The organism is Psychrobium sp. MM17-31 (assembly GCF_022347785.1).
GTDB lineage: Bacteria > Pseudomonadota > Gammaproteobacteria > Enterobacterales > Psychrobiaceae > Psychrobium.
In genome coordinates, this window is the sequence record NZ_JAKRGA010000002.1 from 342,921 (window position 1) to 355,660 (window position 12,740).

The 12,740-nt window shown below is 43.1% G+C and carries 18 protein-coding genes; 7 read left to right on the forward strand and 11 right to left on the reverse strand.

Going from position 1 to position 12,740, the window contains the following annotated elements; all coding sequences use genetic code 11:
- Positions 1 to 49: 49 nt before the first annotated feature.
- From rpoS to ftsB, 9 genes are all read right to left on the reverse strand, one after another.
- Positions 50 to 946: an RNA polymerase sigma factor RpoS gene (gene rpoS, locus MHM98_RS06015; RefSeq protein ID WP_239438364.1), complete on the reverse strand. Its 897-nt coding sequence runs from the start codon at positions 944 to 946 to the stop codon at positions 50 to 52.
- Positions 947 to 1,009: 63 nt separating this feature from the next.
- Positions 1,010 to 1,858: a peptidoglycan DD-metalloendopeptidase family protein gene (locus MHM98_RS06020; RefSeq protein WP_239438365.1), complete on the reverse strand. Its 849-nt coding sequence runs from the start codon at positions 1,856 to 1,858 to the stop codon at positions 1,010 to 1,012.
- A gap of 4 nt (positions 1,859 to 1,862) precedes the next feature.
- Positions 1,863 to 2,444 (reverse strand): YqaA family protein, encoded by a 582-nt coding sequence (locus tag MHM98_RS06025; RefSeq protein WP_239438366.1) that lies wholly within the window; start codon positions 2,442 to 2,444, stop codon positions 1,863 to 1,865.
- Positions 2,441 to 3,088, reverse strand: coding sequence for a protein-L-isoaspartate(D-aspartate) O-methyltransferase (locus tag MHM98_RS06030; protein ID WP_239438367.1), 648 nt, complete (start codon positions 3,086 to 3,088; stop codon positions 2,441 to 2,443). The genes MHM98_RS06025 and MHM98_RS06030 overlap by 4 nt, the downstream gene beginning before the upstream one ends.
- On the reverse strand, positions 3,085 to 3,834 hold the full coding sequence (gene surE / locus MHM98_RS06035) for a 5'/3'-nucleotidase SurE (RefSeq protein ID WP_239438368.1): 750 nt from the start codon (positions 3,832 to 3,834) through the stop codon (positions 3,085 to 3,087). The genes MHM98_RS06030 and surE overlap by 4 nt, the downstream gene beginning before the upstream one ends.
- A 3-nt stretch (positions 3,835 to 3,837) precedes the next feature.
- Positions 3,838 to 4,881: a tRNA pseudouridine(13) synthase TruD gene (locus MHM98_RS06040; RefSeq protein ID WP_239438369.1), complete on the reverse strand. Its 1,044-nt coding sequence runs from the start codon at positions 4,879 to 4,881 to the stop codon at positions 3,838 to 3,840.
- A gap of 3 nt (positions 4,882 to 4,884) precedes the next feature.
- The gene (gene ispF / locus MHM98_RS06045; RefSeq protein WP_239438370.1) at positions 4,885 to 5,361 is read right to left on the reverse strand and encodes a 2-C-methyl-D-erythritol 2,4-cyclodiphosphate synthase; all 477 of its coding nucleotides are present in this window, start codon (positions 5,359 to 5,361) and stop codon (positions 4,885 to 4,887) included.
- Positions 5,358 to 6,068, reverse strand: a complete 711-nt coding sequence (ispD, locus tag MHM98_RS06050) for a 2-C-methyl-D-erythritol 4-phosphate cytidylyltransferase (RefSeq protein ID WP_275441429.1) — start codon at positions 6,066 to 6,068, stop codon at positions 5,358 to 5,360. The genes ispF and ispD overlap by 4 nt, the downstream gene beginning before the upstream one ends.
- Positions 6,069 to 6,099: 31 nt before the next feature.
- Entirely contained in the window at positions 6,100 to 6,369 is a 270-nt protein-coding gene (gene ftsB, locus MHM98_RS06055; RefSeq protein WP_239438371.1) for a cell division protein FtsB, read from the reverse strand.
- Between the two features lie 123 nt (positions 6,370 to 6,492).
- On the opposite strand from ftsB, the gene yciH reads away from it, so the two are divergent.
- From yciH to ruvX, 3 genes are read left to right on the forward strand one after another with little or no spacing between them, the layout of a single operon-like run.
- The gene (yciH, locus tag MHM98_RS06060; protein ID WP_239438372.1) at positions 6,493 to 6,819 is read left to right on the forward strand and encodes a stress response translation initiation inhibitor YciH; all 327 of its coding nucleotides are present in this window, start codon (positions 6,493 to 6,495) and stop codon (positions 6,817 to 6,819) included.
- 25 nt (positions 6,820 to 6,844) lie between these two features.
- Entirely contained in the window at positions 6,845 to 7,408 is a 564-nt protein-coding gene (locus MHM98_RS06065) for a YqgE/AlgH family protein (RefSeq protein ID WP_239438373.1), read from the forward strand.
- A 54-nt stretch (positions 7,409 to 7,462) separates the two neighbouring features.
- Positions 7,463 to 7,882 (forward strand): Holliday junction resolvase RuvX, encoded by a 420-nt coding sequence (gene ruvX / locus MHM98_RS06070; RefSeq protein ID WP_239438374.1) that lies wholly within the window; start codon positions 7,463 to 7,465, stop codon positions 7,880 to 7,882.
- A 66-nt stretch (positions 7,883 to 7,948) separates the two neighbouring features.
- Here ruvX and MHM98_RS06075 read toward each other — a convergent pair whose 3' ends face one another.
- Both MHM98_RS06075 and MHM98_RS06080 read right to left on the reverse strand, forming a co-directional pair.
- On the reverse strand, positions 7,949 to 9,061 hold the full coding sequence (locus tag MHM98_RS06075) for a PilT/PilU family type 4a pilus ATPase (protein ID WP_239438375.1): 1,113 nt from the start codon (positions 9,059 to 9,061) through the stop codon (positions 7,949 to 7,951).
- Positions 9,062 to 9,070: 9 nt separating this feature from the next.
- A complete protein-coding gene (locus MHM98_RS06080) occupies positions 9,071 to 10,105 on the reverse strand; it encodes a type IV pilus twitching motility protein PilT (RefSeq protein WP_239438376.1) in 1,035 nt (344 codons plus the stop codon).
- 32 nt (positions 10,106 to 10,137) lie between these two features.
- On the opposite strand from MHM98_RS06080, the gene MHM98_RS06085 reads away from it, so the two are divergent.
- From MHM98_RS06085 to MHM98_RS06100, 4 genes are read left to right on the forward strand one after another with little or no spacing between them, the layout of a single operon-like run.
- Positions 10,138 to 10,821, forward strand: a complete 684-nt coding sequence (locus tag MHM98_RS06085) for a YggS family pyridoxal phosphate-dependent enzyme (protein WP_239438377.1) — start codon at positions 10,138 to 10,140, stop codon at positions 10,819 to 10,821.
- A 36-nt stretch (positions 10,822 to 10,857) separates the two neighbouring features.
- On the forward strand, positions 10,858 to 11,673 hold the full coding sequence (proC, locus tag MHM98_RS06090) for a pyrroline-5-carboxylate reductase (RefSeq protein ID WP_239438378.1): 816 nt from the start codon (positions 10,858 to 10,860) through the stop codon (positions 11,671 to 11,673).
- Positions 11,674 to 11,698: 25 nt separating this feature from the next.
- Complete coding sequence (locus MHM98_RS06095; protein WP_239438379.1) at positions 11,699 to 12,247, forward strand: YggT family protein; 549 nt, start codon at positions 11,699 to 11,701, stop codon at positions 12,245 to 12,247.
- A 20-nt stretch (positions 12,248 to 12,267) separates the two neighbouring features.
- A complete protein-coding gene (locus tag MHM98_RS06100; RefSeq protein WP_239438380.1) occupies positions 12,268 to 12,729 on the forward strand; it encodes a DUF4426 domain-containing protein in 462 nt (153 codons plus the stop codon).
- The last annotated feature ends 11 nt before the right edge of the window (positions 12,730 to 12,740 follow it).

The window sequence follows — 12,740 nt, forward strand, 5'->3', positions numbered from 1 at the left end:
AGTGATTTATTCACTGGCTTTTTAATAATTAGTTCGAAACTTGGTAAAATTATGAGCCTGCAGGGAACAGAGTTTCAATAGATAAGCCTTGGCTCTTCATAATGTCCTGCATGCGCTTTAATGCTTCCACTTGAATTTGGCGAACACGCTCACGTGTTAAACCAATTTCTTTACCAACGACCTCTAGCGTTGATGGCTCATGGCCAAGTAAGCCAAAGCGACGTGCTAGTACTTCACGTTGTTTAGTATTGAGCTCATTTAACCAACGAACAAGACTTTCATTAATGTCTTCTTTCATCATGGTTGGTTCCGGAGAGTAATGGTCACCCGCTGAAACAATATCTAATAAGCCCTTTTCGTTAGCGCCGCTAATAGGTGAATCCACTGAAGAGACTTTTTCATTGAGTTTAAGCATTTTACTCACATCGCTCACTGGCTTGTCTAACTTGTTAGCAATGTCTTCTGCAGTAGGCTCGTGATCTAGCTCTTGTGCTAACTCGCGGGCTGTACGCAAATAAATATTTAGCTCTTTAACCACATGAATTGGCAAACGAATAGTACGAGTTTGATTCATGATAGCGCGTTCAATTGTTTGACGAATCCACCATGTCGCGTAAGTCGAAAATCTAAAGCCTCGCTCTGGATCGAATTTCTCTACCGCGCGGATCAGGCCAAGATTTCCTTCTTCCACTAAGTCGAGTAAAGCAAGACCGCGATTTAAATAACGACGAGAGATTTTAACAACAAGACGTAAGTTACTTTCAATCATTCGACGTCGTGCAGCAGCATCGCCACGCAGCGCTAAACGAGAGTAATAAACTTCTTCTTCAGCAGTTAATAAAGGTGAGAAACCAATTTCACTCAAATAGATTTGAGTTGCATCTAAGTGGTTTGATTTTTCTGTTTCTACAGTTTGTGCAGTAGTGGTTGCAGTTTTACGTCCCATAATATTCTCCCTGATAGCTTACACACAATGACGGCTCATTGAACAAGCGCATAATTAATTGAGTTATCGTTTAGGAAGATAATTTGCTGGATTAACCGACTTACCGCGGAACCGAATTTCGAAGTGAAGTTGAACACGTTCCGACTCTGTGTTCCCCATCTTGGCAATGACTTGCCCTTGCTTAATCCGTTGTTTTTCCTTGACAAAAATTGCGTCATTGTGTGCATATGCACTTAAGTAATTATCGTTATGCTTGATAATAATCAAGTTTCCATAACCTCTTAGCGCATTGCCAGCATAAACAACTTTGCCCGCCGCAGAAGCAACAATGTTGCTTCCTTTTAATCCTGCTATATCTATCCCTTTGTTTCCCTGCTTGGTGGCAGAGTACGCCGATACTACACGCCCTTTCGCTGGCCAAATCCATTTTGAAATTTTCTTAGCGTAATTGCTTTTCTTTTTAACAGTCGAAACAACTTTCACTGACTTCGTCTGTTTTGTTGTAGAGCGTTTTGGCTTAATTACATTTTTAGAATACGTGTCTTTATTTTGACGATCAAGCTTTTTTTGCCATTTTTTTGACACTTCATTTTTTTTGACTATCTTAATAGATGGTTTTTCATTCACCAAGCTTAGCCACTTACCAGGATAAATAATATAAGGCGGTTTTATCTTATTGATTTTAGAGAGTTCTTTCGCTGACATCCCCGCAGCAAAAGCAATTGAATAGAGCGTATCTCCTTTTTTAACTTTGTATTTCTTGCCCGTCAATTTTACGGGATAGGGTTTGTTTTTTTGACTAACAGAGATAGAAGAGACAGGTGCAGGTCCAGTTGGCGTGGTACAAGCTGCCATAGTCAAAACTATGACAGCCGATAATAATATCCTTATTTCACGCCAATCCAATTTCATAACTTTACAATTTCATCACTATCAAGGCGATTACGATTAAGGCAACAACGGTCCAGCCAATTCTATCGACATAGAGTTTAAGCTTCTCTTCCATTGCCTCGCCGCCCCAACGCATTAGTCCAGCTACCATAAAGAAGCGCAAGCCTCGTCCGATAAAAGAAACCAATACAAAAGGTAAAAACGCCATCGACATAATACCAGCAGTTACCGTGAACACTTTATATGGCACAGGCGTAAAACTAGCAATAAAGATAACCCAAATACCGTATTCGGTGAACCAAGCTTCGGCAGTGGTCAATTTATCTTGATAGCCGACAGATTCAATGATCGGTTGTACAACACTATCGTACAGTGCATAACCCAAATAATATCCGACAACACCGCCGATGACAGAAAATGCCGTCGCTAAAAACGCGTAATACCACGCAGATTTTGGCTTGGCCAAAGCCATTGGCGCTAGCATCACATCGACAGGGATGGGAAAGAACACAGATTCAGCAAAGCTCATAAAGCTTAAATAGTAACTTGAGTGTTTGTGCCTCGCGGCTTTCATAGTCCACTCATACATCGCACTAAATATTTTCAACTAAGGTCTCCAGCTAATAAAGGAACAAATTTAACGGCTTCGACTTCGCGTTTGCTAAAGCGTTCACCTTCTCGTGTGATAAGTAACAATTTTTGCGTTACATCACCTACTGGAATAATAAGCTGACCACCGTCAACTAATTGTTGCAACAACTCAACTGGGATCTCACTAGGCGCAGCGGTGACGATAATTGCATCATAAGGACCTTTTGAAGACCAGCCTTGCCAGCCATCGCCATGCTTCATCGAAACATTGTGCAAATCTAACTGACGTAAGCGCCTTCTTGCTTGGCGCTGCAAGTCTTTAATGCGCTCCACGGTATAAACATGCTCAACTAGCTGGGCAAGAATAGCGCACTGATAACCTGAGCCTGTGCCAATCTCTAGTACATTTTTGACCGGCCCGTTAGCCAATAAAAGCTGAGTCATTTTCGCAACGATATACGGCTGAGAGATCGTCTGCTTATGGCCAATAGGCAACGCCGTGTTTTCGTATGCTTTATATTCCAACGCTTGGTCGATAAACAGCTGACGCGGGGTTGCAGCAATAGCCGCCAGCACTAGCTCATCGCTAATGCCTTCTTGCTTCAAACTTTGCGCTAATCGCTGTCCGTTGCGGCTAGTGGTCGTTAATAGGTTGCTCATATTTGTTCAGCCCATTGGCGCAGCTTCTCTAGACGTTGATGCGCAGTCAAATCGACGGTGATTGGCGTAATAGAGACGTAACCATTGGCAATAGCATGAAAGTCTGTGCCTTCTCCGGCATCATCTGCTTTAGCCAATGGACCAACCCAATAAATATCACGACCACCAGGATCTTGAGTTTTGACCATAGAAGTCGCGCGATGACGTGCACCAAGGCGGGTAACCTTAATGCCTTTTATTTGTTCTAGTGGTAAATCAGGTACATTAACATTGAGGATCTGATTAGCAGGCAATGGGCAATCACGCAGTTGATGCACTATTTTCGCGGCGTAAATGCCAGCGGTTTCATAATGAATAAGCTCTTTTCCAGCCAGCGAAACCGCAACAGACGGCAATCCCATATAGCGTCCTTCCATTGCCGCAGCGACTGTACCTGAATAAATCACATCATCACCAAGGTTGGCTCCGGCATTAATGCCAGTCACAACCAACTGTGGATCTTCTTGACACAGCATATTAATCGCCAGATGAACACAATCAGTCGGTGTACCATTAACCGCGATAAAGCCATTGTCCATAGTGGTTGTGCGAAGCGGATTACTTAATGTTAATGACGAGCTTGCTGCACTGCAATTGCGATCGGGAGCAACAACTAAGGTGCTATCCATGCTGTCATTTAGCGCCTTATGTAAGGTCGCAATACCCGGCGCGTGTACACCATCATCATTGCTAATTAAGATATTCAACGGTTACTCTCCCATTTGTTCGCTGTTTGAAGCGTCGCTAATTATTGCTAACTCTCGCAATACACTAGTGGCATAACTGCCTGATGGCAATGAAAAATTTAACTTGAGACCATCGTCAATTACCTGCCAACTCATGTCCTTAAGTTTAACGAGCAGTGCGCGGCGCTCTTGCTTTAATCCATATTGCGCAAGACCTGAGGCAAATAGCTCGTATTTGTCCACTACCTGTTGCTCTAATTCCAGCGCTTGGTCAGTTGCCTTATTAAGGCCTTTTCCCCACATCGGCGCACTAAGCTCGATGTCACCATCGTTAAATCGCTTAATAATGACATCGTCGTTTTGCTCAGGCTTAAAAGAGGCTTTGCTACCACCGAGCATAAACACATCACCATCGATAGGTTTAGTGTGCAGGCCTGAGGCAATTCGCGCGCTAACAACATCATTAAATATTAAGGAGCGAGCACTAGATAACAGCATCCCTCGCACATCTTTATTTTTGACTTTATTGCCAGTAAACAAAGACTGTGCGCGCTCAATATTTTCGCCATCCCGGCCAAAGCGCTGCTGACCAAAATAATTCGGCACGCCGCTATTTTTGATTGCAGTTAAACGCTTTTCTAAATCATCGTCTAGTTGAAGGTCACGAACGACTAATTCAAAAGTATTGCCTTTAAGTGCACCTGTTTTAATTTTTTTATTATGACGAGATGTATTAAGTACCCTAAGCTGTGGCGTTACTAACGCGTCAATATTAGGTGCGTCTTTGCCCGGTAAATGAACCGTAATACTCTGGCGAGTCACCCCATAGCGATCTTTCTTTCCCGCATAGCCAATTTCACGCTGTGTAACACCCGCCCAACGAGCAATGAGTTTGGCAGCGAACGCTGTGGTTAAACCGTCTTTCTCGATATCTAACCATAGGTGTTCACCGCTTCCTTCGGGGCCATAACCGAGGTTTTCAATAACAATGAAATCGCTGTTATAAGTTTTAATGCGCCCTAATGCGGTTGGCTCGGCATGCAGATGACGCCAGTTTGGTAGTGTCATAAATTACGCTTTTACCAGTAAGACAACGGCATCGGTGGCAATACCTTCTTTACGACCTACAAAGCCTAACTTTTCAGTTGTTGTCGCTTTCACATTAATTTGTGAAAGTTCAGCCTCTAAATCACTCGCTATCGCCTGACGCATCGCCTCGATATGCGGTGCCATTTTAGGGGCCTGTGCGGCAATAGTAATATCGGCGTTACCCAATTTATAACCTTGCTCTTTAACCAAGCCATAAACATGGCGTAATAACATTCGCGAATCCGCACCTTTGAATTCGTCATCGGTATCTGGAAAATGATGGCCGATATCTCCCATCGCCACTGCACCGAGCAGCGCATCACTCAATGCGTGCAGTGCTACATCACCATCTGAATGAGCCACTAATCCAAATTCGTGCTCAATGGCAACACCACCTATTATTACCGGACCTTCGCCGCCAAATTTATGTACGTCGTAACCGTAACCAATTCTTATCATGAGTTTTCCTGTGAATTATTTAAACGCCCTTGGCTTTGTAAAAATAGCTGTGCTAGTTGCATATCTTCTGGTCTTGTCACCTTTATATTGTCACTGCGACCATTAAGCATCGTTATTTGCATACCGCCCCACTCCATTGCCGAAGCTTCATCCGTGACTGTCACACCTTGAGCCAAGGCTTCTTTTAACGTGGATTTTAAGGAGGATAGCGGAAACATTTGCGGGGTTAATGCGTGATATAAATTTTCTCTATCGACTGTATTTTCAATGGTGCCATTACTGTTAATTCGCTTCATGGTATCTCGCACCAATGAACCGACAATGGCTCCACGATCCATCGAAGCATTACTCAACAATAAATCGATATCTTGTGTAGTTAAACAAGGTCTTGCCGCGTCGTGCACTAATACAACACCATCTTCCTCAATCGCATGCAATGCCGATAACACCGAATCAGCGCGCTCAACACCACCTTCAACAACCACGAGTTTAGGGTGACTAGCAATGGCTAGTTCGCTAAACCACTTATCATTTTTACTTAGCGCGACATAAACACTGTCGATACGCGTATCGTTTAACAATGGCTCTAAGGTATATTCAATAATGGCTTTGTCATTGATGGTTAAATATTGTTTAGGGATTTCGCTGCCCATGCGTGAACCAATACCAGCGGCAGGAACGACAGCGTAAATAGGGTATGATAACAAAATAGATCTGCTCTTATTTTTATTCGATTTATTACTCAACAATTCGGTAGAAGGTTTCGCCGTCTTTGATTAAACCTAGCTGGTTTCGCGCGCGCTCTTCCACGGCATCAAGACCGTTTTTCAAATCGTTGATCTCTTTGTATTGCAGTGCATTTTTTGCAGTTAGCGCTTGATTCTCTTTAGTTTGAGAGACAATTTCTTGTTTGAGCTGTAAATAATCGGGCCAGCTGTTTTTCCCAAACCACAAACGGTGCTGCAATAATGCCAACAAAACAATGAGAACGGCGGCGAACCATTTCATAATATACTCGGCGTTAGCGTTATTTTTTACGTAATTCTCGACATTCTATCAGCCATTAAGATTTATGAAAGAGATTAGCTCTGATAAAATCAAGCTCATTATCCCGATTGTTAGGAATTGAACATGAGAATCGATGACTCAGTACTGGTATTTGCCACCGACCGTGGTCGTATTAAAGAAGAAAAACCAGAACAAGAAATCCCTCAAGGCGACGGAATTGTTCGCATCAGACGTGAAACCAAAGGCCGTAAAGGCAAAGGCGTTATGACCATTAGCGGCTTGCTAATGAATGAAAAAGATCTCAAAGCCTTGGCTAAAGAGCTAAAGAAACTTGCTGGTTGCGGTGGTGCAGTTAAAGATGGCATTATTGAAATTCAAGGAGATAAGCGCGATGTCATCAAGGCGCATCTCGAGAAAAAAGGCCATACCGTAAAATTGGCTGGCGGCTAAATAACGATTGAGGATCACCGTCTAGATGGATAGTTTGAGAAACCAGTTTTTAATTGCGATGCCCAATTTGGACGATCCTTATTTTAATCGCACTGTAATTTATTTGATCAAACACGACGAAGACGGTGCGATGGGCTTTATTATCAATCAGCCTATTAGTCAGCTAAACGTCGAGCAGTTGCTAGAAAAAATGGAATTGCCCATTACGACTCACGCAACGCCAAACATCCATCAGCAAGTTTTTAATGGCGGCCCTGTCAATCAAGAGCGTGGATTTGTCTTACACTCCCCACAAAACGGCTGGAATAGTAGCGAGCAATGTTCTGACGATATTATGGTAACGACCTCTAAAGATATTATGTCATCTTTAGGTACAGGTGATGCTCCTGATAACTTTATCATCGCTCTGGGTTACGCCAGTTGGGAACCGGGACAACTCGAACAAGAGCTACTTGAAAACTCATGGCTTACTTGTCCCTGCGATCCAGAGCATTTGTTTGCGACACCAATCGACCAGCGCTGGCAGTTGGCTACGCAACAATTAGGTTTTGACGTATGGCAAATATCTCACCAAGCAGGCCATAGTTAATTTGACAATTAACACCGTTATTTCACTTTAATTTATTACCTTTTAAGAGATGCTATGAGCTGTATTATCGCTTTCGACTTTGGCGCCAAAAGCATTGGCGTTGCTATTGGCCAGCAAATCACTGGCACAGCCAGTCCCCTTCCAGCATTAAAGGCTGTCGATGGTATTCCCAACTGGCAAGCCGTCGATGACATTTTTAACGAATGGCAGCCGACAGATATTGTTATCGGCTACCCCACTAATATGGATGGTAGTGAGCAATTACTGACAGCGCGCGCTAAGAAATTCGGAAAACGCCTCTACAACAGATTCAAATTACCTGTCCACGGCCACGATGAACGCTTAACCACAGTTGAAGCAAAAGAGCGCTTATTCGAGTTAGGCGGTTATAAAAAATTGACCAAGGGAAAAGTAGATAGCGTGTCGGCGGTACTTATCTTAGAGAGTTGGTTTGAAGCGCAATATGGTGCTTAGCTTAGGCACAAAAAAAACGGCGGTAAACAAATCTATCCGCCGTTTTCTATTTAATGAATCAACTCACTAATCCATATCTAAAGTCACTTCACTTAATAACCCGGCATCGATATCCTTACCGCCATTAAGTTTGATCATCAGACGTAAATCATTTGGTGAGTCTGCGTGATGCAGTGCGTCGGCGTAGCTGATCTCGTTTAGTTGATAGAGATTAAATAACGCTTGATCGAAGGTTTGCATCCCTAACTCGTTTGACTTTGCCATGGTTTCTTTCAGTGAATGCAGTTCACCTTTGGCGATCAAATCCGATACGCGAGATGAGTTAAGCATTACTTCGATCGCCGCGCGGCGTCCTTTACCATTTTTAACAGGCACTAATTGTTGTGCCACAATAGCTCGAAGATTCAGAGATAAATCAAACAATAACTGCTGATGTTTCTCTTTTGGCACTAAGTGCATAATACGTTCAATGGCTTGGTTGGCATTATTGGCATGAAGTGTTGCCACACATAAATGACCAGTTTCGGCGAACGTTAGTGCGTATTGCATAGTAGCAGGAGAACGGATTTCCCCAAGCAGTACTACATCAGGTGCCTGACGCAGTGCAGATTTTAAACCCGCTTCAAAGGATTCGGTATCGACGCCAACTTCACGTTGATTAACAATAGAGCGGCGGTGTTCATGCACGAATTCAATAGGATCTTCTACTGTTAAAATGTGGCCTTTACTATGACGATTGCGATGGCCAATCATCGCCGCCAGAGACGTTGATTTACCAGTACCAGTTGCACCAACCATAATGACTAGACCGCGTTTACTCATGATCACATCTTTAAGTACGGCTGGTAGTTTTAAATCATCCATTTCAGGGATTTCAGTTTCAATACGACGAGCAACCAAGCCCGCCATATTGCGCTGCCAGAAGGCACTTAAACGGAAACGGCCTACGCCATCAACCGCGATTGCGTAGTTACATTCTTTAGTGGTTTCAAACTCTTGACGCTGCTTGGTGTTCATCGTGCCCAAAACAATTTCTAGCGCCTGCTCTGGCGATAAATCATTATCATCAACAGGCACCATAGCGCCGTGAGCCTTGATGCTTGGTTTGGCATTAACGGTAATGAATAAATCAGAGCCGTCTTGCTCAACCAAAGCCTGTAAATAAGGTAATATTTTCATCTATCTGTCCTACAGTGTTGCTTTGCCAGAACCTTTAAGCATTGCGTCTTCACGCGTAATATCGCCGCTATTTACTAAGTTACTCAAAGACTGATCAAGAGTTTGCATACCAAACGCCATACCGGTTTGAATTGCCGAATACATTTGCGCCACTTTAGCTTCGCGAATTAGGTTACGAATCGCAGGTGTCCCCACCATGATTTCATGAGCAGCAACACGCCCACCACCAATTTTCTTGACCAGCGTTTGCGAAATTACCGCTTGTAGTGATTCTGATAACATGGTTCTTACCATGTCTTTTTCTGCCGCAGGGAAAACATCGACAATACGATCGATGGTTTTAGATGCAGAGGTGGTATGGAGCGTACCAAATACTAAGTGACCGGTTTCAGCTGCCGTTAATGCAAGGCGAATGGTTTCTAAGTCACGCATCTCACCAACAAGAATTACATCGGGATCTTCACGCAATGCACTTTTGAGTGCCGCGTCAAAACCATGGGTGTCGCGGTGTACTTCACGCTGGTTAATCAATGATTGCTTGTTTTGGTGGACGAATTCGATTGGATCTTCGATGGTAAGAATATGCTCGCGTTTTGATTCGTTAATATAATCAATCATCGCAGCTAACGTGGTGGATTTACCTGAACCAGTAGGGCCTGTCACCAATACTAGACCACGTGGATTTTCAGAAATCTTCTTAAAAATATGCGGGGCGTTAATTTGCTCCAAGGTCAACACTTCACTTGGGATGGTACGGAATACCGCGCCAGCACCGCGGTTTTGAACAAATGCATTAACACGAAAGCGCGCCATATTTGGTACTTCAAACGAAAAGTCACACTCTAAATGCTCTTCGTAATCTTTGCGCTGCTTGTCATCCATGATGTCATAAATCAGATTGTGAACTTCTTTATGCTCTAAAGGTGGCACGTTTAGCTTTCGTACTTCACCATCAACACGTATCATAGGCGGAACACCAGCAGAAAGATGCAAGTCTGATGCGTCATGTTTTACACTAAACGCCAATAATTCGGTAATATCCATAAAAAACCTTCGATTTATAATTAGTTAATATTATGCCTAACATAACAGAACGATTAAATTCAGCAATTGACAGTATTCGTTTTTTTGAGAAAAAATCTAATCGCGACGAAAATTCAGTGCAATTGATTGCGGTCAGTAAAACCAAACCTGTAGAAGATATCACCGAGGCCATTACTGCTGGACAGCGCGACTTTGGAGAGAATTACGTTCAAGAGGGCGTAGAGAAAGTCACTCATTTTAATGATAAATCCCTGACATGGCATTTCATCGGTCCGCTGCAGTCAAACAAATCACGCCAAGTGGCTGAGCACTTCGATTGGGTTCATACCATTGATCGTTTAAAAATAGCTAAACGACTCAATGAGCAACGGGGTGTTTATCAACAACCGCTACAAGTACTGATTCAAGTTAATATCAGCGGTGAAGACTCCAAATCAGGCGTATTACCAACAGAGGTGATGTCGCTAGCTAAAGAAATAGTAAGTTTTGAGCGCCTTACCCTGCGCGGTTTAATGACTATTGGCGTCAAAACAGATGATGTCGATGTTATCAATCAACAATTTTCCACCATGAATGAGTTGTTAACGCAACTGAAAACGCAATATACAACGGTTGATACGTTATCGATGGGCATGAGCAGTGATATCGAGCACGCTATCAATAACGGTTCGACCATGGTTAGAGTCGGTAGCGCAATCTTTGGCGCACGTGGCTAAATCCAATTTAACAGTTTAAAGAAACAGAGAGTTGTCATGCAACAACACAAAATAGCCTTTATTGGCGCAGGTAACATGAGCCGCAGTATTATCAGTGGATTGTCTGCTAAGCACTACCCTAGCAGTTTGATAATGGCGGCAAATCCATCAACTGAAAAACTCGACGCACTAGAGCAACAGTTTGGCATCAGCACAACAACGGACAATAATGCCGCAATTGCATGGGCTGATATCGTTGTTATCGCCGTCAAACCACAACTGATGGAAACGATGTGCCGTGCTATCACGACTGATTTATCCGACAAACTATTCGTGTCGTTAGCCGCAGGACTGTGTTGTCAAAGTTACTACGACTATCTAGGCCAGCAAGTACCTTTAGTACGAGTGATGCCAAATACGCCATCGTTATTAGGTTTAGGTATGAGCGGTCTCTTTGCCGATACAGGGGTGACTGAGGAAGATAAAGCACTGATCAGCCAAATCATGGACAGTGTTGGCGAAACCCTATGGGTTGAACAAGAATCTCACATCGATTTAGTTACAGCCTGTAGCGGCAGCTCACCAGCATACTTCTTCTTAATGATGGAATATATGCAACAAAGTGCCGTTCGCATGGGACTAACAGGTGAAGAAGCGCGTTTATTGATTCAACAAGCCGCGTTAGGCGCTGCTGAAATGGTAAGACATAATGATCATTTAGAGCTTAGCGAACTGCGAAAACAAGTCACTTCGAAAGGCGGAACCACTCATGCAGCTATCGAGACCTTTAAATCTCAAGGTTTTGACACCATGATAGATAATGCAATGACCAACGCCGTTAAGCGCGCAAGCGAAATGGCCAAAGAGTTTTAATATCAATTAATAGGATACCCACTTAATGAGTTCTTTTAATTTTCTAATCGATATTCTGTTTAACACCTATTTTATGATTGTAATACTGCGCGTTTGGCTACAAATCGCCCGCGCTGATTACTACAATCCGTTTAGCCAGTTTATCGTTAAGGCGACAGATCCTTTAGTGCGTCCTCTACGACGCTTGATTCCGGGGTTATTTGGCCTAGATATGGCGAGCATCGTATTAGCTCTCTTAGTGAGCTTTGGTAAAATGGCGGTGCTCATGGCAATGGGGAATGGTTTTGATCCATTATCGCTGCTAATTTTAGGCCTGTTGTTTGCTGTGAAGAAGACGGGATTACTGCTATTTTGGGTATTATTGATCCGCGCCATCATGAGTTGGATTAGCCAAGGTAGACACCCAGTAGAACAAGTACTGGCGCAAATCTCCGAACCAATTCTTTACCCTATCCGTCGCCGTATGCCAGATTTAGGAGGTCTCGATTTATCATTGATGGTGGTCTCTATGGTGCTTATTTTTATCAATATGCTAATGGGCGATTTACTTGGTCCTATCTGGCAAGTTCTCTAGCGGCTATTAAAGGAAAAACAATGAAAAAATTCATCACTTTATTAAGCTCGTTGTTAATTGGCCTGTCTGTTTCAGTTCATGCAGCCGATGACAAAGAGGTTCAAACAGGCGGTCAGTACGAGCAGTCAGGACGATTCCAAATTCATTACATCGCGCTACCGACAACGTTATTAACACCAAAAGTAGCCAGCACTTATGGCATTAAGCGCTCTAGCTATAATGGCTTTATCAATATTTCTATCTTAGATACGGTACTTGATGGCAATCCTGCGGTATCAGGCAAGGTAACAGGTGAAGCCGTTAATCTAACCGGAAAAATCGTCAAGTTAGATTTTAAAGAGATCAAAGAAAGCAATGCGATTTTTTACATCGCATCAATTCCATTTCGTCACAAAGAGCAATTTACAATTAAAGTACGCGCAGTTAACAAAGATGGCCTCAATAGTCAGGTTAACTTCACTCAACAATTTTATGTCGACTAAGCTCTAAATTA